The sequence below is a fragment of the Candidatus Poribacteria bacterium genome (genome assembly GCA_026702755.1).
GTDB lineage: Bacteria > Poribacteria > WGA-4E > WGA-4E > WGA-3G > WGA-3G.
In genome coordinates this window covers 64,280-89,514 of sequence record JAPPBX010000061.1, presented here as the reverse complement: position 1 = coordinate 89,514, position 25,235 = coordinate 64,280, and the positions used below count along the sequence as shown (strand labels likewise).

22 protein-coding genes are annotated in these 25,235 nt (G+C 47.6%); 19 read left to right on the top strand and 3 right to left on the bottom strand.

The window, feature by feature from the left end; all coding sequences use genetic code 11:
* Window positions 1-5 precede the first annotated feature (5 nt).
* Complete coding sequence (locus OXH39_11380) at window positions 6-1,118, bottom strand: polymer-forming cytoskeletal protein (protein ID MCY3551050.1); 1,113 nt, start codon at window positions 1,116-1,118, stop codon at window positions 6-8.
* A 229-nt stretch (window positions 1,119-1,347) separates the two neighbouring features.
* Here OXH39_11380 and OXH39_11375 point away from each other — a divergent pair, with 229 nt between their 5' ends.
* The 16 genes from OXH39_11375 to OXH39_11300 all read left to right on the top strand — a co-directional run bounded on the left by OXH39_11375 (window position 1,348) and on the right by OXH39_11300 (window position 16,697).
* Entirely contained in the window at window positions 1,348-2,178 is an 831-nt protein-coding gene (locus OXH39_11375; GenBank protein MCY3551049.1) for a LamG domain-containing protein, read from the top strand.
* 222 nt (window positions 2,179-2,400) lie between these two features.
* Window positions 2,401-3,216, top strand: a complete 816-nt coding sequence (locus OXH39_11370) for a LamG domain-containing protein (protein ID MCY3551048.1) — start codon at window positions 2,401-2,403, stop codon at window positions 3,214-3,216.
* 188 nt (window positions 3,217-3,404) lie between these two features.
* Window positions 3,405-4,139 carry a tetratricopeptide repeat protein gene (locus tag OXH39_11365; protein MCY3551047.1) on the top strand — a complete coding sequence of 245 codons (735 nt, stop codon included), beginning with the start codon at window positions 3,405-3,407 and terminating at the stop codon, window positions 4,137-4,139.
* 87 nt (window positions 4,140-4,226) lie between these two features.
* Complete coding sequence (locus OXH39_11360; protein ID MCY3551046.1) at window positions 4,227-6,083, top strand: transketolase; 1,857 nt, start codon at window positions 4,227-4,229, stop codon at window positions 6,081-6,083.
* Window positions 6,084-6,098: 15 nt separating this feature from the next.
* Window positions 6,099-6,368, top strand: a complete 270-nt coding sequence (locus OXH39_11355) for a hypothetical protein (protein ID MCY3551045.1) — start codon at window positions 6,099-6,101, stop codon at window positions 6,366-6,368.
* On the top strand, window positions 6,365-6,733 hold the full coding sequence (locus OXH39_11350; GenBank protein MCY3551044.1) for a clan AA aspartic protease: 369 nt from the start codon (window positions 6,365-6,367) through the stop codon (window positions 6,731-6,733). Before OXH39_11355 ends, OXH39_11350 begins: the two co-directional genes overlap by 4 nt.
* Before the next feature lie 37 nt (window positions 6,734-6,770).
* Window positions 6,771-7,139, top strand: a complete 369-nt coding sequence (locus OXH39_11345) for a hypothetical protein (GenBank protein ID MCY3551043.1) — start codon at window positions 6,771-6,773, stop codon at window positions 7,137-7,139.
* Window positions 7,136-7,681, top strand: a complete 546-nt coding sequence (locus OXH39_11340; protein ID MCY3551042.1) for a hypothetical protein — start codon at window positions 7,136-7,138, stop codon at window positions 7,679-7,681. Before OXH39_11345 ends, OXH39_11340 begins: the two co-directional genes overlap by 4 nt.
* A 63-nt stretch (window positions 7,682-7,744) precedes the next feature.
* Complete coding sequence (locus OXH39_11335; GenBank protein ID MCY3551041.1) at window positions 7,745-8,272, top strand: thioredoxin family protein; 528 nt, start codon at window positions 7,745-7,747, stop codon at window positions 8,270-8,272.
* A 50-nt stretch (window positions 8,273-8,322) separates the two neighbouring features.
* A complete protein-coding gene (locus OXH39_11330) occupies window positions 8,323-9,006 on the top strand; it encodes a YIP1 family protein (protein MCY3551040.1) in 684 nt (227 codons plus the stop codon).
* An 11-nt stretch (window positions 9,007-9,017) separates the two neighbouring features.
* Window positions 9,018-9,704: a YIP1 family protein gene (locus OXH39_11325; GenBank protein ID MCY3551039.1), complete on the top strand. Its 687-nt coding sequence runs from the start codon at window positions 9,018-9,020 to the stop codon at window positions 9,702-9,704.
* Window positions 9,705-9,768: 64 nt separating this feature from the next.
* Window positions 9,769-13,263, top strand: coding sequence for a hypothetical protein (locus OXH39_11320; protein MCY3551038.1), 3,495 nt, complete (start codon window positions 9,769-9,771; stop codon window positions 13,261-13,263).
* A 186-nt stretch (window positions 13,264-13,449) separates the two neighbouring features.
* Window positions 13,450-14,262: a polyphosphate kinase 2 family protein gene (locus tag OXH39_11315; GenBank protein ID MCY3551037.1), complete on the top strand. Its 813-nt coding sequence runs from the start codon at window positions 13,450-13,452 to the stop codon at window positions 14,260-14,262.
* Between the two features lie 18 nt (window positions 14,263-14,280).
* Window positions 14,281-15,060, top strand: a complete 780-nt coding sequence (locus tag OXH39_11310; GenBank protein MCY3551036.1) for a phytanoyl-CoA dioxygenase family protein — start codon at window positions 14,281-14,283, stop codon at window positions 15,058-15,060.
* 23 nt (window positions 15,061-15,083) lie between these two features.
* Complete coding sequence (locus OXH39_11305; protein ID MCY3551035.1) at window positions 15,084-15,836, top strand: hypothetical protein; 753 nt, start codon at window positions 15,084-15,086, stop codon at window positions 15,834-15,836.
* 42 nt (window positions 15,837-15,878) lie between these two features.
* A complete protein-coding gene (locus OXH39_11300; GenBank protein ID MCY3551034.1) occupies window positions 15,879-16,697 on the top strand; it encodes a phytanoyl-CoA dioxygenase family protein in 819 nt (272 codons plus the stop codon).
* Window positions 16,698-16,705: 8 nt separating this feature from the next.
* Here the strand turns inward: OXH39_11300 and OXH39_11295 are convergent, their stop codons facing one another.
* Complete coding sequence (locus tag OXH39_11295; protein ID MCY3551033.1) at window positions 16,706-18,220, bottom strand: sulfatase-like hydrolase/transferase; 1,515 nt, start codon at window positions 18,218-18,220, stop codon at window positions 16,706-16,708.
* 181 nt (window positions 18,221-18,401) lie between these two features.
* On the opposite strand from OXH39_11295, the gene OXH39_11290 reads away from it, so the two are divergent.
* The 3 genes from OXH39_11290 to OXH39_11280 all read left to right on the top strand — a co-directional run bounded on the left by OXH39_11290 (window position 18,402) and on the right by OXH39_11280 (window position 22,015).
* The gene (locus OXH39_11290; GenBank protein MCY3551032.1) at window positions 18,402-19,145 is read left to right on the top strand and encodes an FRG domain-containing protein; all 744 of its coding nucleotides are present in this window, start codon (window positions 18,402-18,404) and stop codon (window positions 19,143-19,145) included.
* Window positions 19,114-20,535: a tetratricopeptide repeat protein gene (locus tag OXH39_11285; GenBank protein ID MCY3551031.1), complete on the top strand. Its 1,422-nt coding sequence runs from the start codon at window positions 19,114-19,116 to the stop codon at window positions 20,533-20,535. Before OXH39_11290 ends, OXH39_11285 begins: the two co-directional genes overlap by 32 nt.
* Window positions 20,536-20,602: 67 nt before the next feature.
* Window positions 20,603-22,015 (top strand): sulfatase-like hydrolase/transferase, encoded by a 1,413-nt coding sequence (locus tag OXH39_11280; GenBank protein MCY3551030.1) that lies wholly within the window; start codon window positions 20,603-20,605, stop codon window positions 22,013-22,015.
* A 127-nt stretch (window positions 22,016-22,142) separates the two neighbouring features.
* Here the strand turns inward: OXH39_11280 and OXH39_11275 are convergent, their stop codons facing one another.
* On the bottom strand, window positions 22,143-25,028 hold the full coding sequence (locus OXH39_11275) for a 5'-nucleotidase C-terminal domain-containing protein (protein ID MCY3551029.1): 2,886 nt from the start codon (window positions 25,026-25,028) through the stop codon (window positions 22,143-22,145).
* Between the last annotated feature and the right edge of the window lie 207 nt (window positions 25,029-25,235).

Here is a 25,235-nt window from a genome sequence, read left to right as displayed (position 1 = left end):
GTAGATTATACTCTTTCTGACAGGGTCCCTTGCCCACTACCAGGGAGCGGATAAGTGCTTTTGTGTGGCGTTTCTGGTCGCATCATACTCATAATCTTCAGTAGACAGAGTCCGATGCTGATAGCGTTAACAATCAGGAACGTCATCCAGTCAATATAAGGCAAGGCTGTAGCCATGAAATAGAGGGTGTAGCTAAAAATCACGGCAAGCGGTCTCCATCGCCCTGAAAAGAGAGTGCCGCCGAGTGTAAGGAAAATCGCCGCCTTACCACAAATTGACAGTGGAATCAGAAACGAAAGGACTAACAGCATGAACGGCACGCCGACGATTGAAAGTGTTAGCGCGGCGAGGAGGAGCGGTATTATGCCTAATATCAGGATGCCAAATATTATACTGCCGATAGGTCGCCGTCCAAATAGTTCACTTACGGCGTTTATCGGTTTTGGGAATAAAGCTGCTGTTAGCAGATACATCAGGAGGAAGAGACCAAACTTGACGAATGTCAATCGGAAATTTGTGTGTTTACTGATCCCCCAAAAAATATGCGGATTCATCACGAGGTGTACCGCAGCAGGGACCATCTGCCAGTCATTGTTTACTTCAAGGTTCGCCACGCTTTCTATGTTTCCCGTGACGTGTCCGCCGATAACGTGGAGCGTTCCATTCACTTGTGAGGCTGGTGTGATTTCAATATCTCCACCGATTATCAACACATTACCGGTAATACGTCCTTGTAATGCAACATTTCCGGCAATTACGACGAGTGTTGTTAATGTCTCCTCCGCTGCCAATTGGTAATCGTTGACAACCTTAAATATTCGCTGGATCTTTTCCGTGTCAACTGCTTCGGCTTGCCTTGTAGATTCGTCGGCAGTATCTTCTGACACTGACATCGGTTGTTCAGCATGTTCTGAGTCCTCTTCTTCTGTTAGATTTGGGGGTGTTGTTTCTTGTCCCGTTCCATCTTGCGCGATAAGATCACCGCTGGCAGACTTTTTCTGTTCAAAATTCGATTGTTGCAGCAGGTCTGAAACGTGTGCTTTATTATTTGGGAACTGTCCAAATATAGACATCGCACCAAAGCTAAAAAGTAAAAAGATAAATCCTGTTTCCTTCATGTTTTCCTACACTGTATATTGGAGTAAACGTATGTGAGCATTATAGACGAAAAATTCTTTCATGTCAACGATTTTTCCCTTGACATGTACCTATGAATCTGATACGATAGATATATGTCTAATGTTTGTCAGCGGTTTATGCTTCAGCACTATTGTGGTGTCCACATAAATCGAATGGGTGTATGTATAAAGTCTTTAGAGGTGTTGTAATATTGAGCAGGAGGGCAAGATGAATTTCAGCGTTATTTCTGCTGGCAAGTTTTGGCTTGTGAGCTTAGTTTTTGTATGTTTCAGTTTCTTTTTTGCTGGTGTGTTGTTTGTCTCCAGCACCTTTGCCGAGATTGACCCGGATACCGTTGTCGGGGTGTGGCTTTTTGATGAAGGCAAAGGGAATGTCGCAACCGATGCTTCAGAAAACGGTTTAGATGGCGAATTTGAAGGCAAACCTAAATGGGTTGAGGGTAAGTTTGGGATGGCACTTGAATTCGATGGTAAATCCGCTTACGTTCAGATTCCAGCGCATGAAAATCCAACTGAAGCAATAACGGTCTCAGCGTGGGCGAAAAGCGCGGGGGACGTTTGGAACCAACCTGGTTGGATAGTTGAAAAACGGAACGCCTATATTATCCATCCGAACAGCGGAACAAAAAATATCGCGTGGCCGGTTTGCAATGGCGGCTGTTGGAATAAACCCGGCGGTTGGAATGACGGTAATGTTGGCACCGATGATATTACCGAATGGCATATGTACACCACCACTTATAATAGCAAGACCGGTGAGTGGTACATCTATATTGATGCCGAAGAAGCGAGCGCATTGGATTTGGCTAAAAATCCGATTGATCTTGATACTGGTCCCGCTAATATTGGATTTGATGACTGCTGCGGGGGCGCACGCTTTGGCGCAGGTGCTGTTGACGAAGTCTTAATTCTCAGTGTCGCTTTGGAACAGGAGGACATTGAAAAACTGTATAAAAACGGACTTTATGCTGAAGTCTTGGCGGTTGAACCAGCTGATAAAATGACAACCACCTGGGCGGATGTGAAAGTCAAGTATTAGGGCTTTTTATAGTAAAACCCGTAATTACTTATACACCAACGCAAGGGCGAGGATACAATCCTCGCCAGCAGCAGTGGGGCTTTTGGTTCCTGACGAACTGTAAACATATTTTCGGATTTTACTATAATATTCGCGCGACTTGCGTAAAATACTGTAAAAGTAGTGTAGCAAGTCGGTGCTGTATCCACATATACAACGAAGAACACGCTAAAGGAGGTCAAAATGAATTTCAGCTCTTTTTTCTTTGGAAGACTTGCGCTTTTGAGTGTCGTGCTTACAGGTCTCTTTGCCATTAGTATTCTGATCAATTCCACCGCTTCAGCCGAGATTGACCCTGATACTATTGTCGGGATGTGGCTTTTTGATGCGGGTAAAGGAAATGTCGCAACCGATGAGACCGGAAATGGACTGGATGGTGAATTTGAAGGTAAGCCGAAATGGGTTGATGGTCAATTTGGGAAGGGACTTGAACTTGATGGTGCTGGCGCACATATTGTTATTCCAGCCCATGAGAATCCAACAAAAGCGATCACCGTCTCTATTTGGGCGAAAAGTCATACAGATACCTGGAACCAGCACGGCTTCCTTTTTGAAAAACGGAACGCCTATATCATCCATCCGAACGCAGGCACAAAAAATGTTTCCTGGCCCATTTGCAACGGGGGCTGTTGGAATAAGCCCGGGGGCTGGCGCGATGGGGAAATCGGTCCCAAAGATATTACCCAGTGGCACATGTACACGACTACTTATGATAGCAAGACCGGTGAGTGGTACATCTATATTGATGGAAAAGAAGAGAGCTCACTGGATCTGACTAAAAATCCGATTGATTTGGATACCGGTCCGGTCTACATCGGTAATGATACTTGTTGTGCTGGACGATTCGGCGACGTTACTATTGATGAGGCTGTAATCTTTGATGTCGCTTTGGAGCAAAGGGACATTGAGTCGATGTTAGACGGTATGCATTCAGCCTTAGGGGTTGATCCTGCTGACAAGATGACAACCACTTGGGCAGAGGTGAAGGTCAAGTATTAGATGAAACTTGGCTGACGGATTGCTATCTGTTGGGGCGGGCTATTGTGCCCGCCCGCATGAATAGTATCCTAAACCGGAAACCCTCGTACTACCGTAAATCCAATAGAATCAACGTACTCCAACATGGATTGTGGAATTACTGTTCAGGCCCGTCTTGGGATAAAAAAAACAGAAAAATGGAGGAACAAATGGCTTTTAGTTATGACGAAGAAGATGGCTATGACGAAGAAGATAGTTTTGATGAAACAGATGATTTCGATGAAACAGACGATTTTGATGATGAGTCACAAGAGGCATTTCTGGATGAAGAGGATGACGATTCCGATGATTTAGAAAGTCCTGATACCGCACTCTCTCAGGCTTTTCGTGAAGCAACAGGAACAGAAGAGGAAGAAGAGGACGACGACGATGAGCTGGAGGATAGTGCGGCAGAAGAAGCGGATGACGATGAACAAGATCAACAGGCGGACAGTGCGGCAGAAGAAGCGGATGACCGTGATACTGAGGCATACGAACAACGGCTTGCAGAAGCAATAGACGCGTTGCCGGACGAAGAAGATTTAGAGGTCGAGTTACCCCCGCTGGAGCTGCCTTCGTTGGAAATTGAACCTTTCCGACCTCAAGAGCAAAGCAACTACGCTTATGCAGACGCTGTAACAGCCTACTATGAGGAGAAAGATTATCAACGGGCAATCGAAAAATTTAGCGAGGCTATAGAAAACGAGGCCCAAGATACAGAAGAGACCGATTCCAATGAAATCGTAGCGAAAGCCATGTACTGGCAAGCGGAGGCGTATGTCAAGATACAGGACATTCCGCAAGCCATTGGGACTTTTGAGAGCCTCGTCCAGAATTGTCAAGGACATTACCTTGTCTTAGCCGCACAGCGGAGAGCAGATGAGTTGAACACGAAAGATGCTTAAACTGTTGTGTGTTTTATAGTGCGCCTTGCAAACTCGTATTGCAAAGGGCACGTCCATATTAAGAAATAAAGGAGAGTCCGAAAATTTGTGGAAACCTTGAAAACTTTTCTCAAACAGAAGGCGACTAACTTACGAATTCATTCGATCGTCTCGACATCGGAAGCAGGGTCTGGGCATCCAACCACCTGTCTGTCAGCCGCGGATATTGTCTCAGCACTCTTTTTTCACGCCATGCGTTATGACACTACCAATGCCCAGAACCCCAACAACGATAGGTTCATTTTGTCGAAGGGACATGCGGCACCGCTGCTTTATGCTGCTTATGCGGAAGCGGGTATTATCCCGACCGAGAAACTACGTACCCTCCGGCAGATTGACAGCATCTTGGAGGGACATCCGACCCCTCGGTTTGAATGGACAGAGGTAGCGACAGGTTCGCTCGGACAAGGCTTATCACTTGGGCTTGGCATGGCTCTCAACGGCAAATACTTGGACGCGTCTGATTATCGCGTCTACGTCCTCCTCGGTGATGGCGAGACTGCTGAAGGTGGTGTCTGGGAGGCAGCCGCTTTGGCATCCCACTACGAGCTTAATAATCTAATCGGAATTGTAGATGTTAACGCCCTTGGGCAGAGTCAGCGGACGATGTATACTTTCGACGTTGATACATACTGCCGGCGTTTTGAGGCGTTCGGCTGGCAAGCCATCGGCATTGATGGTCATGATTTTGATGACATCCTTCCCGCACTTGAGCAAGCCAAGGCTTCAACTGAAAAGCCGACAATGATAGTCGCTAAGACCTTTAAGGGCAAGGGTGTTTCGTTTCTTGAAAACGCGGACAATTGGCACGGGAAAGCACTTGCTCAAGGTGAGGAACTTGATAAAGCCTTAGCGGAACTTGGTCCTTTGAGTAGGGACGAGGTGACCTCGCCCCTACAAATCGAATCGCCGAGTGCTACAAGTGTCAGTGAAAACGGTTCTGCTGTAACCGAGTGTGAACCGCCTGACTATCCACCCGACGAAGATGTTGCAACGCGTAGTGGCTATGGCGCAGGGCTTGCCAAGCTCGGCAGTGTGAATCCGGACGTTGTTGCCTTGGATGGAGATACGAAAAACTCCACTTATGCTGAACAATTTATGGAACTCCATCCGAACAGATATTTTGAAATGTTCATCGCGGAGCAAAATTTGGTGGGGGCAGGCATCGGTTTGGCGAAGCGCGGAAAGATTCCGTTTGTCTCTACGTTCGCTGCGTTTTTATCGCGCGCTTATGACCAAATTCGGATGTCCGCGATCTCACAGGCGAATATTAAATATGCCGGTTCACATTGTGGTGTCTCAATTGGTGAAGACGGACCTTCACAGATGGGATTAGAAGATGTCGCTATGTTCCGAGCGATTCCGGGGGCGGTTGTGCTGTATCCAAGCGATGCAATTGCCGCTGAACGACTTGTCGCTGAGGCTGCTGCACACGAAGGGATTGTTTACCTCCGCACCTCACGCCCGAAAACCGCTATTCTCTATGATGCCGCTGAGCGTTTTCCCATCGGTGGGTGTAAGGTTGTTCGGGAAAGCAGTGAGGATAAAGTGACGGTTGTTGCCGCAGGTGTTGCACTTCACGAAGCATTGAAGGCACACGAGATTCTTGCGCAAGACGGGATTGCTATACGCGTCATTGATTTATATTCCATCAAGCCGATTGATGCGGAGGCACTGCAAAAGGCAGCGTCCGAAACGAACAACACCTTAATCACCGTCGAGGACCATTATCCTGAGGGCGGTCTAGGGGATGCTGTGCTGGAGGCTGTAGCAACGAAACGGATTTACGTCCATAAACTTGCTGTTACCGGAATGCCGCGATCTGGAAAACCGGAAGAACTCTTGGAATATCACGGCATTAGTGCAAATGCTATTGTGCAGAAGGTGAAAGAGCTGATGCTATAATTGAGGAGAACTGTTATGCCATATTCGGATTATCCGCCTGGAACTATCGCTGCACGCGGGAAAGAGATCTATCAACAACAAATACGTGAGAAGGTTGAACCGCAGCACAAAGGCAAGTTTTTGTCTGTTGACATCGAAACAGGGGACTATGAAATTGACACCGACGATTTATCTCCGTCTCTGCGTCTCCTTGCTAAGCGTCCTGAGGCTGTGATTTACAGTTTACGCATCGGGTTTCGGGCTGCTCATCGAATCGGCTTTAAATTTTCGTCGCAGAAACAATGATTATAGGAAAAGTTACAACCGATCTGGAAGTGGTCATCGAATTGGTCGTCATCGGATTGAATAGACAGGAGAAAATTGAGGCTGTCGTTGATACAGGCTTTTCTGGCTATTTGGCTTTGCCAAGTGATTTAATCGATCGGCTCAAACTCCGACGGATTGATAATCAAGCGGTAATTCTCGGTGACGGAACTGAGGTGGTTTTGGAGAAATACCTCCTGGCTGCACTGTGGCATGGCGAAGAACACAACGTGTCTACCCTGCAAACAGATGGTGGACCCTTAGTCGGAATGTCTTTGCTGTATGGAAGTCGTGTGGTATTAGATGTTATAGACGATGGTGATGTAAGTATTAACGCGCTCCACTAACTCAGGCAATGTTTGAGGGGTCGCAGTTCACTCATAGATGCAAAACAGAATTGTTTGGATTACCGTGCTGGGGATTGTCCTTCTGGTTGGGATTGGGATGATTTACGTCTTGCGCGTCCCGCGCGCGGCACCTAAAACTTATCCAGCGGATAAGGGACCTAACTTTATTGATGTCACTGCTTATCCGCCCGAAATGCAAAAGGCGTACGAACTCTTTACCCGTAAATGTAGTCGGTGTCATACCGTAGCACGTCCGATCAATTCCACCTTTACAGGGGAAGAATGGCGGAAGTATGTCTATAAGATGATGCGGAAACCGGGTTCAGGACTTACGCCGAAAACGGCAGAAGAGATCATTAAATTTCTGATTTACGATTCAGAACACCGAGAGAAAAAGCCACAATGATTATTGCAATATTGACTCCCAAGGGACGGTCTATAGCGGAATGCATGGTGTTAGCAGTGCTGTTCTGTGTAGTTGGTATACAAATGGGATTTGCCGAGAAGAACATGAATGAAAAAGATTTTCAGATTTCAATAGATGCGCAACGCGTCGAATTTACTGCACCGCCTATTTTCAGGAATGGTGAATGGTTCGTGCCTTTAGAAGGTTTTGCCAAACAACTTGATTTGAAAGTCGAGTACCCAGAAGGTGCTAAAATGGTAGTTCTCTGCGGCGGAAAGGCATCAGAATTATGCGTGCCTCTCCAATTCGGGGATGACGAAAAGGGGGCTGTGGAGATTGGTGGCGTAGTTTATGCGCGTCCTGCACATATCGCGGAACCCTTCGGTTTTGAGATTTATGAGGTGGCATCGAACGCTTTGGAAGTTGTCCAACCTGCACACCTCGCTCCTGAGTTCACCCTCCCCGACTTGGAAGGTATACCGAAACACTTAAAAGATTTCCGAGGGAAAAAGACCTTTCTTTACGTTTGGGGTTCGTGGTGAGGCTGTCGTGGACAACTGCCGGGCTGGCAGGAATTTTACGCGAAACACCGTGAAAAACTAAACTTGGTTTCCGTTGCTATTGATGTGCAAGGCGCATCTGTCGTGCGTCCTTGGCATGATGCAGCAAACGCCGATTTCGTCACGCTTGTTGATTCGCAGAATGTATTCGGAACCCGCTACAACCTCAAAGCTATCCCTTACGGGATTATGATTGATGAGGCGGGACGATTGGTTAAAGCACCTTTCAACGTTAATGTTAAGGATCAAAAAACCCTCGCAATGCTTGAAAAGTGGCTGTCGGATCCCGACTACAATACGATGCTGCTTCGCGAGATGAAACCATCAAGCAAACCGACTTCAAAGACTGCTACTGAAGCCGCCGCCCGCTTTCAACTCGGTCTCACCTTGCTGGAGGTAGGAAAGAAGGAAGAGGCGATGGCAGAATGGCGAAAGGCTTTAGCGTTAGATCCGCAGAATTGGATTATCCATAAGCAAATTTGGGCAGTGGAGCACCCAGACAAATTCTACAAGGGCGGCGTTGATTACGGTTGGCAAAAATCACAGTTAGAGGCGGAAAAAAGTGAACCGTAGAAACAGAAGAACTAATTCGGAGAAACTTTGTCTAATCTTTAGGGGGAACGATGAAGGAGAGTTTGCAGAACATTGGGGACCTCATTGCCGAACCGAGTGCCGCGTTTTCGCGTCTCAAATTACAACCGAGATCTGGTATTGCCTACTTAGTCTTTTATCTGTTTGCTGTTCTCGTTGGTTGGGCTGTTCTTCCATACACTGAAGCACTGACGACTGCACAACTCGTGGAAGGCGGTTTGCAGCCGGAACAAATTGAAGCTGCCGGAAATATGGGTCAGATTTTCCAGAGCATTGGTATCTTCATCGGACCGATTTTTGCAATTCTGGCGTTCATCGTTATCAGTGCGCTTCTCAGGTTAGCGGCTCGATTTTTTGTGGAAGATGAGACATTAAGATTTAGACATATCTACGCCGCTGTAGTCCATATTTCGCTGATTGGTTGTGTCATACAACTGGTGAATGCTGCGCTGCTACTTGTTTTTAAAGACGTAGAGGGCGTGAAAAGTGCTGTAGACTTGAAAATGATTCCGGGGTTGCATTTGCTATTGGGAGGTGTTGCGAACCCTAAGTTAACAATGTTGCTCAGTCACATAAATCCCTTGAGTTTGTGGCTAATTGCAGTGATAGCAATAGCGATCACAGTGCTTGCTGATATAGAAAGGAACAAAGCCCGTGCCGCGGCGGTGGTGCTGTGGGTACTCAGTATTCTGCCTGAGGTCGTATTTGCCACCTGAGCATCGGAATTATGAAAGAGAGTTGGCAAAATCTCATTGATCTCATTGCGAACCCGAAAGCTACATTTACGCGACTGAAATCTAAACCAAAGTGGGGGCTTGCATTCCTTGTCTTCTGTTTCCTTGTCGTGGTATTGGCATGGATAGTTTTCCCATTTACGCAGAAGTTCATTAACCCACAGTATGCAGGTAGTTTAGCCGATATTGAATTGTTTGGATCTACCAAAGCAGCAGCTATGGTATTCGTTGCGGTGAGTGGGATGATTCTTGGGATTCTCTGTGCTGTTGTGTTCAGTATTGGACTCACCGTGGTATCGCGAGTTTTCAAGGTAAATGAGGCACTCAAATTTAAACACATCTTCGCGGCTTGGTGGCATACTATCTTGATTAATCCACTGGTATTTTTTATCAATATCGCATTTCTTCCGGTTTTTAGGCACCTTGAGGATATTGAGACAGTTGTTGATATGCGAATTATTCCCGGAGCCCACATGTTGGTGACATCCGTCGAAAATCCACATCTTCTGTTTTTTTTGAGTTATATAGATATCTTGGGTATATGGAATATCTTTGTTTTAACTGTGGCAGTTTCTACACTCGCGGAGGTTAGTAAAGCAAAGGCATGTCTTACGGCAGTAATCATTTGGTTATTAAGAATCGGCGTTGATACTCTATTCCAGGTTGGTTCTTCTTCTTAAAAGTATGTGGGTGACAGAGCGTTGGTAGAATTTTATGAATCGTGGATAATGTTGATGGAGGAGCATGATGAATACAAGAGAAGGTTACGCAGAATTACAAGCGAGAATTTTGGATGCGCGACGCGTCTGGAAACGCAGCCTCTTCTGGACGGGGTTTGCTATTGTTTTAACAGGAATCTTGGCGATTTTTATCGGTGAAGCCTTCGTCGATTGGCTCATGCCGCTTCCGAGTGCTGTCCGAATTGCGTTGTTAGTGATTGGTGTCGGCGTAATTGGTTACCTACTTTACAAATATCTCGTTCAGCCGATTAGGGCTTCACTCACACTCCGCGATATCGCGCTCAACGTGGAACGAAACCATCCGAACCTTGAAGATAGGTTGGTAAGTGCGATTGAATTCGGGAACCGAGAATCGGCGGATCCAATTGAAGCACACATGCTCCAACGTTTACTTGACGATACTACCGAGCGGGTAAAAGACATTGATTTCAAGGCAACGATTGATCACAGTCGTACTCGCAAGCATGTCAGCATCGCTGCTTTGGTTGTTGTCGGTTGTTTTGTACTTTCAATGCTGTTTCCGACGGAAATCCATACGAGTCTGCTCCGTGTGTTGGTGCCTTGGGAGAAAACGGATCCGATTTTAACAACCAAACTCGTCGTTGAGCCGGGAAATGCACGGATCCTTCGTGGCAAGAGTCTACCTATTCATGTCACCGTCACCGGTAAGTCTGCTGAAAAGGTCGTCCTGACGTATGGAAATGTTGGCGAGCAAAGTGTACCGGCATCTGAAACCAAAGAAACTGGGCAGCAGATTAACATGTTGCAAAACCCAGATGATAAACGCGGATTCTCTTATGAGATTTTCAACATTGATGCCGATATGGAATACTATGTCATTGCGAATGAGGCTACCTCAGAGCGTTACACCGTCGAGGTCTTTGAAATGCCGAAAGTGACGGAAATTTCGGTTGCTTACACTTACCCTGATTATACGGGTCTCAAGCCTGTCGTCCAAACGGGTACGGGTAATATTCAAGCTGTTGTTGGCACACAGGCGGAAATCAAACTTACAACGAATAAGGCGATCCAAACCGCAACATTCACCCGTAGGACAGACACGAGAGACGGCTTTCTTGCCTCCGCTGCTGAGAAATTGAACATGACTCCGGAGCCTGTCTCAACGCCAATGGTTATCTCCGGTGGGAACACACTTACGACAACTGTAGACGTTGTTGAAGATGGGACATATACCGTTGAACTCCTGTGTATTGATGGATTCAATAACGAGATACCGATTGAATACACCATCAAAGCGATTCCGGACAATGTGCCGGAGGTCGCTATTAAGGAACCTGGGCGAGATGTCAAAACGACAAAGTTAGGCGAGGTGGAAGTCGTGGCTGAAGCGACAGACGACTATGGGATTGCAGAATTGAAACTCATGTATCGCGTCGGGTCTGACGAACTGCAGGAGTTAATCATGGAACCCGCTACTTCCACGCCTATTGTAGAGCAAGAATCCGGTGAGGCAATCCAGCGTCGTGTTGCAGATGGCACTTACACTTTCTATCTGGAGGAATTCGACGTTGAGCCGGGGGATATTATCTCCTACTATGCACACGCTATTGATAACAATACACGCACCGGTCCAGGGGAAGCCAGTAGCGATATTTACTTTGTTGAAATCCGACCTTTTAATGAAAATTTCCAGGAAGGAGAAGGAGAAGCGCAACAGGGACAACCTGAGCCAAATCCACTCAGGGAGGTTGTTACCTCTCAGAAGCAGATTATCCGAGAGACAGCGAAACACATTAGTACGAAGCCCTCTACAATTACGGCGGAGTATGAGGGAGCCGTTAGGAAAACGGGTGACAAGCAATCCACATTAAAGGATAAAACGCAACGACTTGTCGATGAGTTTAGTATGGCTATGCAAGGGGAATCAGCTGTCACGCCTGAAATTCTGATGAACTTGGAAGATGCCATAGACAGAATGAGTGAGGCGACTGATAGTCTGAGTGCTGTACAGCCAACTGAAGCGATACCACCGGAGCAAGAGGCTCTTGAACTGCTGATAAAGGTCAGCCTTGAACTTCCCAAAGTGCTGATGCAAATGCGGAATAGTAATCCGGAGCTTGCCGAGAATTTTGAACTCGAAATGGAGGAGCTACAAAGCGAACTTGAGAATCAGCAGAACGAACTCGACATGGAAATGCAAGAGCAGACGCAGGAGATGTTAGATCAAGCCCGTGAGATGCTGGAAGAACAGGAGCAACTGAGTCAACAAAGCCAGCAGTTGGGACGCGAAAGTGAACCTGCTCCGAGCGAAATGCAACAGAATAGCCAGCAACAGGAGCAGTTGTCGCAACAGGCACAACAGATGGCGCAGCAGCTCGGCACCATGCAACAGAATGGGCAAGGAACGCAGGGGCAACGTCTAAACCAAGCCGGTCAAGCGATGCAACAGGCAAGCGAGCAGATGCAGGGGGCTGCGCAGGGCATGCAACAGCAGGAACCTCAACTGAGTGCTGCCAAAGGTCAAAAGGCTGAAGAGAGGCTTGGAGAAGCTATTGAACAGTTGGAAAAGGTCGCCGCGGAATTTACAGATGCTGCGCTCGATAGAGCCGAACAACAGCTTCAGCAGCTGACAGAGGCGCAATCTGAGGTCCAACAGCAGACACAAGAACTCAGAAACCGTTCCCAGCAATCGGAGTTACGTCCTGAGGATTACCGACAAGCATCTGAGCTCGCGAATGAACAACGAGCACTCCAGCGCGATCTGGAGGCACTTGAGAGGACGCTCGACAACATTCAGCAGGAACTTGCCCCAGACAATCCAGAGGCAGCGCAAAACGTGGCTGATGCAACGAGACGCCTCGCTGAAGAACAGACTGTTGAAGATATGTCAACCGCACGGCGTGCCTTGCAATGGCGCAGTTTCCGCGCCGCTGACCAGAATCAGCAAGAGGCAGTAGACACGCTGAGGCAGGCACAGGCGGATCTGCAACAGGCGCAAGCCAATATGGCGAATACCGAAGAGGAACAACTTGAAGCCGCTCTCCAACAACTTCAGCAAGCGCAGGAACAGATGGAGGACATCCAACGCGAGCTGCAAGCCATGGAAGGACAAGAGCAGACGGAGGAACAGCAACGCCGTCAGCAACAACTTGCACAACAGCAGCAACAGATTCAGGAACGGATGCAGCAAGCGCAAGAGACAATGCAAAGGCAAAATAACCAGCAGCCTGGACAGCAACCGGGAGAAGGTGAAGCAGAAAATCAAGAAGCCCGTGCTGGTGGTCGGGAGTCAGATCGGGAGATTGATAGGCTTTGGCTCGGTATGCTTGATACCATGGACTACCGTCCTGGAAACCGATCAAATCCGTTCCCTAATTATGAGTTGGTTATTCGCGATCTGGAAAAGTTGGAAGTTGCACTTGAAGAACGACTCAACACCCTTCAGGAGCAGAAGCAACTCACGCAGGTGGCTAAGGAGGATGTCCCGCCTGAATACCGAAGACTCGTTGATAATTACTACGAATCTTTATCGCAGTAATAGTTTTAACCATCAACTCGTCTACAGATACTTTGCTAAAGCGCGAGTTCTTGGTCAAGGCTGATAACTATTAACTCTTTAACCATCAACTCGTGCTTTAACGCTTATAACGGAGGCGAGTTGATGGTTAAAACTGAAAGGGTTTTGGTAGAAAACCCGTACTGAGGACTGATAACTACTAAAAATATGGAACTTGATACTAAAAATATCGTCAAACCTGGTGATCTCGTCAGTCTGAGCAATCACCCTCCTGAATATACGGGGGCTTACGAAAAAAAGGGTCAAACGAAGCGTAGACTGAAAAAGCTACATAAAGAGTTGTTGGAACTTCAGGGACTGCTTTACGCCGAAAGCCAACACGCACTTCTCATCATTCTGCAAGGCATGGATACATGCGGCAAAGATGGGACCATTCGGCGTGTAATGGCTGGCATCAACGTCCAAGGATGTGATGTCGTTAATTTTAAAGTCCCTTCTGCGGAGGAGATCTCTCGTGATTTCCTATGGCGGGCACACAAGGCTGTCCCGTCGAAAGGAAAAATCGGTATCTTTAACCGTTCACATTATGAAGATGTTCTCGTTGTGCGAGTGCATAACTTGGTGCCGGAATCGGTCTGGTCGCAGCGTTATCAGCAGATCAACGATTTTGAAAAGATGCTCGTTGAAAATGGAACGGTCGTCCTGAAATTTTACCTTCACATCTCAAAAGATGAACAGAAGGAGCGTCTTGAGTCTCGGATTAACGATCCGACAAAACATTGGAAAGTCGAGGCATCCGATATTCGGGAACGCGGCTATTGGGAGGATTATATGCAGGCGTATGAGGTCATGCTCCAAAAATGTAGCACCGACTGGTCACCTTGGTATATCATCCCCGCGAATAAGAAATGGTATCGGAACCTTGTTATTACAGAATGTATCGTCGAGAGGCTCAAGAAACTGGACATGAAGTATCCTGAACCTGCCATTGATGTCACCAAACTCACGATTGGAGACTGATACGATAAGGAGTATTCGATGCTCTCAAAGCAACAGTTAACGCAATTTGAAGAAGAAGGCTATCTACTCCTTTCCGGATTGATTCCACAAGAGACTGTCGTAAAGGCAGAAAAAGCGATGTGGCAGATGATGGGTATGGAGGCAGGTAATCCAGATTCGTGGGGACATTTCAAGCGTCCAGGGCTTGCTGGATTTTACATGGAACAACTGTCAAATGGGAATCGCATAGAACTTTTCGGTGTTACGAATCCAGATGTTTTGGCGTGTTGTACCGCTGATTACCTCGCTGTCCTCAAACAACTTGCATCCCGATACCCGGACATTACACACTGCGAAGATCCACGTCCTGATGGCATTTGGGCACTCAACCAATTCCCCGTCGCAGCCGAGTGGAAAAGTCCTTCGCCACACTTAGATGGTGATTTTCGGGATTTTCGGTTGGACCCCGGCACATTTCGGGCAACCAGTTTGACCTATCTTACCGATGCAAATTCGCACGGTGGAACGACAGTAATATGGCCCGAAGGACCGCGGCGCATTCGTAAATTCCGGAAGAAAAATCCAGAGTTCTCCAATCATGTCCGTGATGTCCGCGCCCTGTTTCCAGAGATGGATTTAGGCGAACCGATGGAAGTCGTTGCGAAACAGGGGGATGTGCTATTTTTTCACCACTTGTTACCGCATTCTGGGACAATAAATGTTGGAAGTTCCCCGCGCTTTGCGATCCGATATATGTGTTTGTGCGTTGCATGCCGCAAATGGGAGAAGAAAGGGGAATGGAATATCTGGATGCCATAAGAGAACTGAATGGAGAAATAAAAATGATAAATCGCACGAATCAGACCGCCTTTTTCAACTATTTTCTATTGACGCTCACTGTTTTTTTGAACCTTGTTATCGTAAAAACTGCAATTTCCCAAGAGGTCTTCGTACAGACCGGATTTGAGGAATTCGCTACTGGTAACCCGCCAAAAGATTGGGAGGTAATCGGCGGCGACTTTGAAGTTTCTGGCGACACCGTCAAAACGGATAAAAAAGCACTCGCTATTTTGGGCGGTGGAGACGGAGATGGACTCGGTGTGCCTATAGAAACCGATAATCCTATTATTTCGGTCGAATTTTGGGTGTATATTGAGGGCGGTGGGAGGTCTTTCAATCTCAAAGTCGCTACTGCTGATAACATTGGCGAAAATAACGGGTGCACCTACATCAACTGGGATGCTGGTATTGTTAGGCTTTACGACGGCGGTGCGTGGCAACTTATTGGAGATTTTGAAACCGATACATGGAAATACGTCCGTATCATCGCTGATGTTGGTAAAAGCGAATTTGATTTCTACGTTGGAGACGACAGGGACGATGCATTGGGTGCTAAGCCGGAAAAGGGACTCCCTTTTCGGAACGCTGCCCTCGCTCCCGTTGCCAAATGGTTCGCTTTCTATACGTGGGGAATAACTGCCCCCGGTTACGTTGATGATTTACTGGTTTATGAAGGGGCAGATGCCCTTGATCTCGCCGTTGACCCGAACGCGAAACTCACGACACTCTGGGGGCAAATTAAGCACGGATTGTAGGAGAGGTCCCCTTAAGTTTTGGATATATCTTGGAGGTGAGAAGTGAAAAACAACGAAACGATTTGCCTGACACCAGCACAACGGCTACATTTCGACATCTACGGTTTTGTGTTATTAGAGAATGTTCTAAACAACGATGAAATTCAACGCATGAAGGGTGCGCTCTACAGGATGAACGCCGATGAGGATCTGGATGCCAAACACGTCTATGCTCGTGGGCGGAGCGAACACCATGTGCTTTTCGGCAATCTCGTTGAGTATGATCCAGCGTTACTGGAATACGCCGCGCATCCAAAACTCGTGCCGTTGGTTGAAGAGGTGGTGGGAGGTGCAGTACGCCTTGAGGAAACCGAAGCGATCATCAATAGTCGTAACCCTGAGACAGAATTAGGCGAACTCCACAAACGCCGCTATAACCCAACCGGTTTCCATCGCGGAACGCAACACGGATGGGGCACATACATGGAGCAAAACAAGTTCCACTGCATCTTTGTGAAGACGCTCGCATACCTTACCGATGTTGGTCCCGATGATGGTGGAACGTGCGTCATACCGGGCAGCCACCGCTTAACGTGGAATCATAACGAGATGATTGAAGCGGCACTCTCTGATGACAAACTCATCTACCAAGTTGAAGCGTCAGCGGGTTCCGTGCTGCTTTTTGCTGAAGCGTTGATTCACAGTACCACTGCTATCCGCAGCGACAAGGAGCGCGTTATCCTTATCTCCGGTTATACACCACCGATGGTGCGAGAATGGCCCGGCAACGAAGTCAGTCCTGAATTTATTGAGACGTTACCAGAAGACATCCGTCCGCTCATTTCAGGAAGTGACAGTTGGCACTGGAAACGACGGTATTGATTTACCGTTTATGCTCCTGAAGTCCGCGGCATCCACAACGGCTCCTTTCCCATCTCTGCGAATAATAACTTCATAATCAAATCTGCCTTCAGGTTCGCATGCTCAGTTGAATTCCACAGATTCTTGATTTCTCCAGGATCTTCTTTCAGGTCAAACAACTCCCCGTAGTCTCGGTTGTAATAGACAGTCAGTTTATAACGATCGTCAACGTAGGTTTTGACGTGTACAGTTGTCGGTTCATGACGGTTTTCAACGATGATATGGTCGCGTGCTTGTTCTGCTTGTCCTGACCAAACCGGCATCTGATCTACACCCGTCATCGGACGTGGGATGTCGATACCGGTGGCACTCAGGAACGTGGGTGCTAAATCTACCAACGTCTGTAATGCTTCTGATTGTTTCCCCGCAGGCACAACGCCGGGATACCGGACGATGAACGGCACTCGGATGACATCCTCGTAGTGGAACGCGCCTTTTGCAACGAGACCGTGTTGTCCGTAAAAATGCCCATGGTCGGATGTGAACACAACCAGTGTATTATCTGCTAGCCCCAGTTCGTCGAGTTTTGCTAAGATTTTCCCGATGTATTTATCCATCAGGCTCACCATACCGTAGTAGACAGCGATGTCTTTGGCGAGTTCATCTCGATCGCGTAGATGGGAGTTGAAGCCGTGTACACCCTTTCCACTTTCACGCCAAGCCGAGAAATCTGGCTTTTGTTGTTGTGTTAGTTGGAAGTGTGGCGGATTGTTATCATGCTCCCCTTCGGTCACAGAAGGCACCGTCAATTCTGCCGGATCATACATCGTATCCCACGGTTCCGGCACAAGATATTTTGGATGCGGATCGAAGAAACTCGCCCAGAGGAAGAAGTTCTCACCGTTCTGTTGATATGCTTCCATGAGTGCGTTGGTACATTCCGCAATCCATGTATCGTAATGGTATTCCTCCGGGATGGGCCACTTTCGGTATTGCCCACGGGCGTTCCCTGTCGGCGGCGCAAAATAATCTCGCCAATTGGTGCAACCGTTCTCTTCCATCCAGATGGCATAATGTTGTCCGACGTGTGCTTCGTCGGCATGATTGCGCGCCAATTCAACGTGTTCAAACCCGTAAAAGGGTTCGTTAAAACTCCGCCAAAAGTCCAAGTCTTGGAGGATCGGGTAGGATTCGAGGGACGGGAATTCCTCGGTGCCGTGGAGTGGTTGGAAATGTGCTTTTCCGACGAGAGCGGTCCGGTAGTCTGCGTCTGTGAAGTCTTCACCGACGGTGTGTTCATCTTCGGAGAGTTTTGTGCCGAGGGACCAGGCACCGTGTTGACTCGGATACTTCCCCGTGATAATAGATGCGCGCGTCGGCGTGCAGGTAGGATTCGGACAGTAGGCTCTATTGAAGAGTGTCCCTTGTTGTGCCAATGTATCTAAATACGGTGTTTGTATTTCTGGATTGAGGCAGCCCAAGGTGTTCCAATGCTGCTGATCGCTGGTGATGAGTAAGATATTAGGTCTGGTTTCAGTTCCCATACTGTTTCCTTTGTATTCTATTTATTGATGGAAATCAGCATAGCACTTTAAAGGGATTAATTCAAGGATAATGCTGTAGGAGGGGTTTGTAACGCCGATTTTGCTCGAATTAAATTCGGTTGACATCCTTCACAAAACATGTTATCCTTTTAGGCAGCATCGTGATTGTAAAGGAAAGTGAATGGACAAAGAAAACCAAAACGAGCCAAGTACGATTGATGAAATACTCCGAAAAATAGAACAAAAAGCGGACACTGGAGAATATCTTTACCGCGGTGAACCTGAACATTATCAGGGAGACCCTTATAATGGAAAGGTCTCCTCAAAACTTTATCGAGATTTCCTTGAACGTGAGGACTTTGATGTTGAAGCAGAGCACTTTGATATAGAGGTGGTTCAGGAAGCGATGTTGAGCGCGGCAAGAAGGTTTTTCCGAAAAACAGTTCAAGATTTTGAGATCCTCGCTGAAATCCAACACTACGGTGGTAAGACCAACCTCATAGATTTCACAACGGATTATCTCATTGCTCTCTTTATGGTTTGTGACCGTGAAGAGTCCCTTGGCGAAAATGGCAGGATCATCTTGCAAGAAAAAGAACTAATAGATCCCTACATCGCAGAACCTTATGAACCGATAAATCGGGTTATTGCCCAGAAGAGTGTATTTGTTAGACACCCTGATGGCTTTATTCTTCCTAACGAGGACGATGTTATCAATATTCCTGCGGACCTCAAAATACTGATACGTAAACATCTGGAGAGGTATCACGGTGTCTCCGCCGAAACGGTCTACAATGACCTGCATGGATTTATTAAAAATCAAGATATCCATTTAGAGACTTACGTAGATTTTTATACCGGATCAACCGAGGTACAAAAAGGAGATTCAGAAAATGGCGATCCAGAAGAAATTGGCACACTATGAAAAGGCTATCAAACACTTTAGTAAAGCCATTGAACGAAGCCCTAATTTTGTCAAAGCATACCTCCACCGCGGGGAAGTTTACCGGAAAATGGGCAAGTATGATCTGGCGATTGCGGACTATACTGAAGCAGCAAGTCTCACTCGAAGACCTCATGAAGCATATTGCGGCCGGGGGATCGTTTATGTGGCTAAAGGTGAAATTGACAAGGCAATTAAAGATTTTACCACCGCGATACATAGGAGCCGCAGCTACGATTGGGACTATCCTGAAGCATATTACCATCGCGGCAACGCTTATGTTGCCAAAGAGGAGATCGCACTTGCAATTGAAGACTATAACACTGCGATAAAACTGGAACCGGATTACGCTGAAGCTTATGTTAAGCGCGGTATCGCTTACGCTAACATCGGTGAAATTGACATTGCTATTGAAGACTATAATAGTGCGATAAGGCGGAACCTTCAGTTTGCTGAAGCCTATTACGGTCGCGGGACTGCTTATGCAATTAGAGAGGAACTTGATTTTGCCATTTTAGACTTCAATAAGGCAATATGTCTTGAACCCCGTCACGCTGGGTTCTATTATAGTCGTGGTCACGTTTACGGTCTGAAACGCGAATTCGACAGGGCAATTATAGACTATACCAAGGCGATAGAACTTGAACCTGAACATACTGGTGCTTACATTGATCTTGGCAACGCCTACATCGGCAAACACCAGTTTGATTCGGCCATCGTGAACTACACTAAAGCGATTAAACTGTCTCCCAACAATGCCTATCCCTATCGCAGAATCGGTGATGTTTACTCTCTCCAAAGTGATTTTGACTCGGCTCTTACAAATTATAATAAGGCAATAGAACTAAATCCGGATGAGGCCCACACCTATCACTTTCGCGGTTTTGCTTATTTCCTAAAGGGTAATTCTGACCTGGCTCTTGCAGACTATGCAAAAGCAATAGGATTAAAACCCGATTATGTTCAAGTCTATTACACCCGCGCTAGGACTTGGTTATACCAACAGGAATGGGAGAAAGCACGAGAAGATCTGACAACTGCGAAAGACAAAGGGCTAGATATTTCCATCTTGTTTCGTAAAGGTTACGATAGCATAGGGGACTTTGAGGAGCGAAATGATGTCAAGTTACCGGAAGATATCGCCGCAATGTTGACAGGGCAGGAGCAAATCTCGACCACCCCCGGGGACAGACAACAATTCCAGCCTCCTTGTGGAGTTGAGCTTCCATTATTTAAGGACATCACGGCTATGTTCCCAGAACAGGAAACACGCCCTTCAACTCACCAAATACAGAAAACCCGCGCCATTGACAAAGCGGAATTAAACACTACCCAACCGTCTCTTGATCCGCAATTTGGGTTACAGGCATAAGGACATAACGGATATTTAGTTTTGTTTTTTCTTGTTTACTCTGAATACTCTGAAATTTAGAAGTACCATGCCAGCAAAAGAACACCCCAATCTCCTGATCATCATGTCCGACGAACACGCACCGATGTACAGCGGTCCCTACGGACACCCACTTATTCAAACGCCGCACATGGACAGGCTCGCTGAAGACGGTGCCACTTTCGCAAACGCTTACTGCAATTCACCGCTCTGTATGCCGTCTCGGATGTCGTTTATGACAGGTCGGTATATCCACAAAATCGGGGCGTGGGACAACGCTGCACCCCTGCGTCCAGATGCCGTTACATGGGCTCACCTCCTACGCTCGGTAGGCTATGATGTTGTGCTTTCTGGAAAACAGCATTTCGGTGGCATGGATCAGTTCCACGGATTTCGCGCCCAACTCGCTCGGGATCTTCATGCAGAACGACAGCATGGACTTACGGATTGGGATAACGGCACACCGCCTGCACCCCGTCCATGGCAAGGTCTTGCACAGGCACGCCCGGGCACAACTGAGGAAATCGAAGTTGATGACCTCGCGGAGGCAGAGGCTTTGACATATCTCCGAGATCCGGCACGACAAGAACAACCGTGGGCACTCAATGTCTCGTTTATCGCACCGCATTTTCCACTCATCGTGCCCCAACGATTTTGGGACCTCTACCCGCTTGACGAAATTGATCTCCCAGACATTCCAGAGGGACACCTCGAAAACCAGCATCCTGTCTATCAACGGATGCGGCGTATGTTCGGTTGTGTTGATTTTCCAGAGGAACTTGTCCGTCGTGGGAGGGCGGGTTATTATGGGTTGATTACCTACCTCGACGAGAAGATTGGCAACTTGCTCAAGACGCTTGAGGAGACCGGACAGTCGGAAAATACTATTGTCATCTATACCAGCGACCACGGCGAGATGAACGGTGAGCACGGCATGTGGCGCAAGTCAAATTTCTATGAGGCATCCGCTCGCGTCCCGCTGCAGATTATGTTCCCTGACGAGATGTCTGCCGGAAGACAGATTGATGAAGTCGTTTCGCTTGTGGATTTAACGGCAACGCTTGTTGATATTGCAGGCGCGCAGCCTGTGCATCAACTTGATGGGGATAGTCTGTTGCCTTTGATGCAGCGCGCCAGAAGGGACTGGAAAGATTTCGCGTTCTCCGAATACCTCGCGCACGGGGTTGAGCGACCGATGGCGATGGTGCGGAAGGGACGGTATAAATACAACTATAGCCTCGGTGATCCACCGGAACTTTACGACATCTCCGAGGATCCGGGTGAATTTCGGAATCTCGCCAATGACGAAGCATATCAAGCGATTTGCCAAGAACTTGAGGCACAACTATTGGCAGAGTGGGATCCAATTGAGATCGAAAAGCAGGTTCGGACGAGTCAAAAAGCCCGTATCCTGATAGATCAAGTCACTGAGGGACAATGGCGAAAGCCGCCTAATAAGTGAAAGCAGGGAAAGAAAAGAATACTGTTGGAAGAGTGGAAGGATGGGGGGCCGCCACCCATTACTTGTAACCGGAAAAACAACGCGCTTCCAACCTTCCAACTTTCCAATTTTTGTTGTAAATTTGATACTATTTCCTGATGACCATCTTACGTGTTGCTGATGAATCAGGTGTACGCAACTGGTAGAAGTAAACGCCTGAAGCGAGTTGTTCACCCAAGTCATTACGACCATCCCAATAAGCAGCACGCGACTTCCCGATGTAATAACCCGCCTGTTGGAATCCGAGGTCCAAATGCCGAACGAGTCGTCCTGCTGATGAATAGATATGAATCTCGACTTCAGCGTCATTTGCCAACTGATACGGTAACCACGTTTCTGGGTTGAACGGGTTCGGATAATTGGCAAGTAATACAGTACGTTTCGGGATTAAGTCAGCAGGTGTGAGTCGCAGTTCGCTGAACGCTCGGTGAATGTCTGTTGCACTAATTTTGTGTTGGAGTGTGCGAATCAGATCTCCAATTGTGTCACGGACTTCGATCGTCAGTATGTCCCCGACAGAGACAACTGCCTGACGGTCTATATCTGCCCAAGTAGCATGAAAATTGTTACTATCAACCGCCTCGGCGACTCTGGTGTGCCCGTTATAGACAGTGAGCGTAACGCCACTGATGCCTTCAAGCTGCGCGCGAAGAACAAATGCCCACGTTTTCGGGATTGATGGCAACATAGGTGCCGCTGCAGCTGTCGGTCCTGTATTGTTCCATGCACTACCTGTGAAACTGATGACCTTCGGTGTAGGGACGTTGACAATATAACCCTTCCCGCCTTCAATTGAGAATCCATTTCCAGTTGAGTTTGCTGTAAATCCGATCAACCGTTGCGCAGCGGCATCGAGTTCAATAACAGTGGTCGCGCCGGTTTTTTCCATAAAGGAACGCGCTGTGTAAGGTTTGTCCGGCATCAGCGGTAAACTGATCATGTTTAGACCTTTGCTGAGTGCTATATCATAAGCGTTTTCACTTGGCACAGGCATCATCAGACTGTCGGCACGGAATTCAAGATTCTGAATACGTTCATCGTTTTCGGGACCAACATCCGCAATAGCAAACGGTGTTTCGGAGAAGTTCGCCGCGAGATATTCTGCAAGAGCATCTTGCTCTGTACCGGGATCAGCGAAGGTCGCTTTTCCACCCGACTGTTCCTCTGTCATCACTTCAGTCAGATCAACGCGATGCGTATTCGGGAAATTAGCATACGGATAGTCATCGCCGCCGTCAACAAGGAAAGTGATCGTGACCATTCGGAAAGTGCGATCTGCGTCTCCGACCAATTCACCGTTCTGGGCAATTGTATCCATCAAGTTTCCATCTACGTCGGTAATGACAAGAGACTGAACCCTTGAACCTTCTGGCAGTGAAGTATTAAAGCTGAACGCCATGCCTGCGATTTGCGGGAAACGCCCGGGGGTTGAACCGCCACCGGAGGCAGCGACTGTGTGTTCGATGACTTCAAGCAGTTCCGCTGCGGTTAAGGTCAAAAGTGTCAATCCGTTGTTGAACCGGAGTGTATTTTCGATATCAATCTGTGAAATCTGACCTATCGCTTTACCAACCAAGGCATTCGCAGGCGGTGGGAGCAATTCTCCATAGGCAGCCACGCCAATTGGGGCGCGGATGCCTCCGCCATTTTTCAAAGACACAACTACGCTCGGGTCAACCCGCTTCCCTGCGGCAAGGTTTGCCTCGGCGATTAGGTTACCGATGTTGGTTTCTTCTGTGCGGATAGAACCGCGGTTCCCGTTCAGATAAACACTCGTTTGTCCGAAAATATTGCCGTCCTTTGCCGTCACGACGTTCCGTACTGCTTCGGTAATTTCGACCACGCGTGCTGCAGGTTCCGCGTTACCGGTGTCTACAACACCTTGTTCGTCGGTGACGAAGGCACCGCTGACTGCAGCATCAATGGATTCTGGAACTAAAACCCCTGCTTCGTCAAAATCGACGACTAATCGTCCAACGTATCGGTAATTCCCGTCTGTCCCTACAATAGCAATCGGTTCGCCTGTTGCGGATTGCGTCAGAATTGGGTAAGGGCGGTCTGCAGTATCGCCGGGATGGAGTCTGTCGGTTTCATCTGCGAGAAGCGTGTTGGAACCGCCAGCGATGATGATGTCAATATCCTTGACGTGCATTGCGATTTCTTCATCAAGGTTAATTTGTTGGAGATGTCCGGTGAGAATAATCTTATTGATGTCGGCTGCTGTCAATGCGTCAACGGATTCTTGAACGATAGCTGCCAGTGCTGCCATATCGTTCGGATCTGTCGGGGCAATTCCGACCTTCCCAGGGACAGAAAGGCTGCCGAGTTGTGGCGTTGTCATACCGACAACACCGACTTTTTCGCCGGAAAGTGTGGTGATAATTACGCTCTTAGTGATACTATTGGGAATGCTACTCGCCTCCTGCCCCGGTTCAACAACAAGGGAAGCGAGATTACTATCAATACTAAAATCTAAGTTCGCGCTCAAGAATGGGAATGCTGTTCCAACGTATTCTCTATCTGCTGCAATCAAATTCGCAAGTGTACCGGGGCCTGCGTCAAATTCATGGTTACCGAGTGCTCCTGCCATGAAACCCATCGCGTTGAGCATCAGAATATCGGCGCGTCCTGAACCTTCTCTTCCCAAGACTTCACGAAGGCTCCCGTTATTGGCAGCTGCGAAAAATGGACCGGGAATGTAACTATCTCCTGCACCGATGATAACTGTATCTTCAACCTCGGTTTTGAGTGCGTTCAGCACCGATGAGAAGCGAGGCGCGTTTTCGAGTGCTTCAATGCCGCCCTCCATGTCTGCTGCGTGGAGCAGTTGCAGTGTAATTTTAGACGACGGGGTCTCTTCGTTTTGGGAGAAGGCAGGTGTGAGAATACCTAACAGTAAAATTGAGAAAATTATTTTTGTAATGTGGGCTTTCAGCCCTATAACATTCGGAACGAAAGGTTCCTTATTCTGCATCAGAGAATGCTCCTTTAATTGGATTATACCAGATTTATGGTATCTCTCGACTTGCCACTACAATCAACAATAGACAAGAGTATACCAGACTTTCTAAAAGAGGTCAGTAGGAAAAACTGTTTATCTCCTTTGTGGATTTTTCTTGAGGACACCGTATTCTCTTCGCCGATTTTTCACTTCTATATGCAAATCTTGAGGAGAATACGT

What these genes read in the sequence shown, in the direction of transcription:
- OXH39_11380 (MCY3551050.1), bottom strand. Translation starts at nt 1,118, where the DNA reads ATGAAGGAAACAGGATTTATCTTTTTACTTTTTAGCTTTGGTGCGATG.
- OXH39_11375 (MCY3551049.1), top strand. Translation starts at nt 1,348, where the DNA reads ATGAATTTCAGCGTTATTTCTGCTGGCAAGTTTTGGCTTGTGAGCTTA.
- OXH39_11370 (MCY3551048.1), top strand. Translation starts at nt 2,401, where the DNA reads ATGAATTTCAGCTCTTTTTTCTTTGGAAGACTTGCGCTTTTGAGTGTC.
- OXH39_11365 (MCY3551047.1), top strand. Translation starts at nt 3,405, where the DNA reads ATGGCTTTTAGTTATGACGAAGAAGATGGCTATGACGAAGAAGATAGT.
- OXH39_11355 (MCY3551045.1), top strand. Translation starts at nt 6,099, where the DNA reads ATGCCATATTCGGATTATCCGCCTGGAACTATCGCTGCACGCGGGAAA.
- OXH39_11350 (MCY3551044.1), top strand. Translation starts at nt 6,365, where the DNA reads ATGATTATAGGAAAAGTTACAACCGATCTGGAAGTGGTCATCGAATTG.
- OXH39_11345 (MCY3551043.1), top strand. Translation starts at nt 6,771, where the DNA reads ATGCAAAACAGAATTGTTTGGATTACCGTGCTGGGGATTGTCCTTCTG.
- OXH39_11340 (MCY3551042.1), top strand. Translation starts at nt 7,136, where the DNA reads ATGATTATTGCAATATTGACTCCCAAGGGACGGTCTATAGCGGAATGC.
- OXH39_11330 (MCY3551040.1), top strand. Translation starts at nt 8,323, where the DNA reads ATGAAGGAGAGTTTGCAGAACATTGGGGACCTCATTGCCGAACCGAGT.
- OXH39_11325 (MCY3551039.1), top strand. Translation starts at nt 9,018, where the DNA reads ATGAAAGAGAGTTGGCAAAATCTCATTGATCTCATTGCGAACCCGAAA.
- OXH39_11320 (MCY3551038.1), top strand. Translation starts at nt 9,769, where the DNA reads ATGATGAATACAAGAGAAGGTTACGCAGAATTACAAGCGAGAATTTTG.
- OXH39_11315 (MCY3551037.1), top strand. Translation starts at nt 13,450, where the DNA reads ATGGAACTTGATACTAAAAATATCGTCAAACCTGGTGATCTCGTCAGT.
- OXH39_11310 (MCY3551036.1), top strand. Translation starts at nt 14,281, where the DNA reads ATGCTCTCAAAGCAACAGTTAACGCAATTTGAAGAAGAAGGCTATCTA.
- OXH39_11305 (MCY3551035.1), top strand. Translation starts at nt 15,084, where the DNA reads ATGATAAATCGCACGAATCAGACCGCCTTTTTCAACTATTTTCTATTG.
- OXH39_11295 (MCY3551033.1), bottom strand. Translation starts at nt 18,220, where the DNA reads ATGGGAACTGAAACCAGACCTAATATCTTACTCATCACCAGCGATCAG.
- OXH39_11290 (MCY3551032.1), top strand. Translation starts at nt 18,402, where the DNA reads ATGGACAAAGAAAACCAAAACGAGCCAAGTACGATTGATGAAATACTC.
- OXH39_11285 (MCY3551031.1), top strand. Translation starts at nt 19,114, where the DNA reads ATGGCGATCCAGAAGAAATTGGCACACTATGAAAAGGCTATCAAACAC.
- OXH39_11280 (MCY3551030.1), top strand. Translation starts at nt 20,603, where the DNA reads ATGCCAGCAAAAGAACACCCCAATCTCCTGATCATCATGTCCGACGAA.
- OXH39_11275 (MCY3551029.1), bottom strand. Translation starts at nt 25,028, where the DNA reads ATGCAGAATAAGGAACCTTTCGTTCCGAATGTTATAGGGCTGAAAGCC.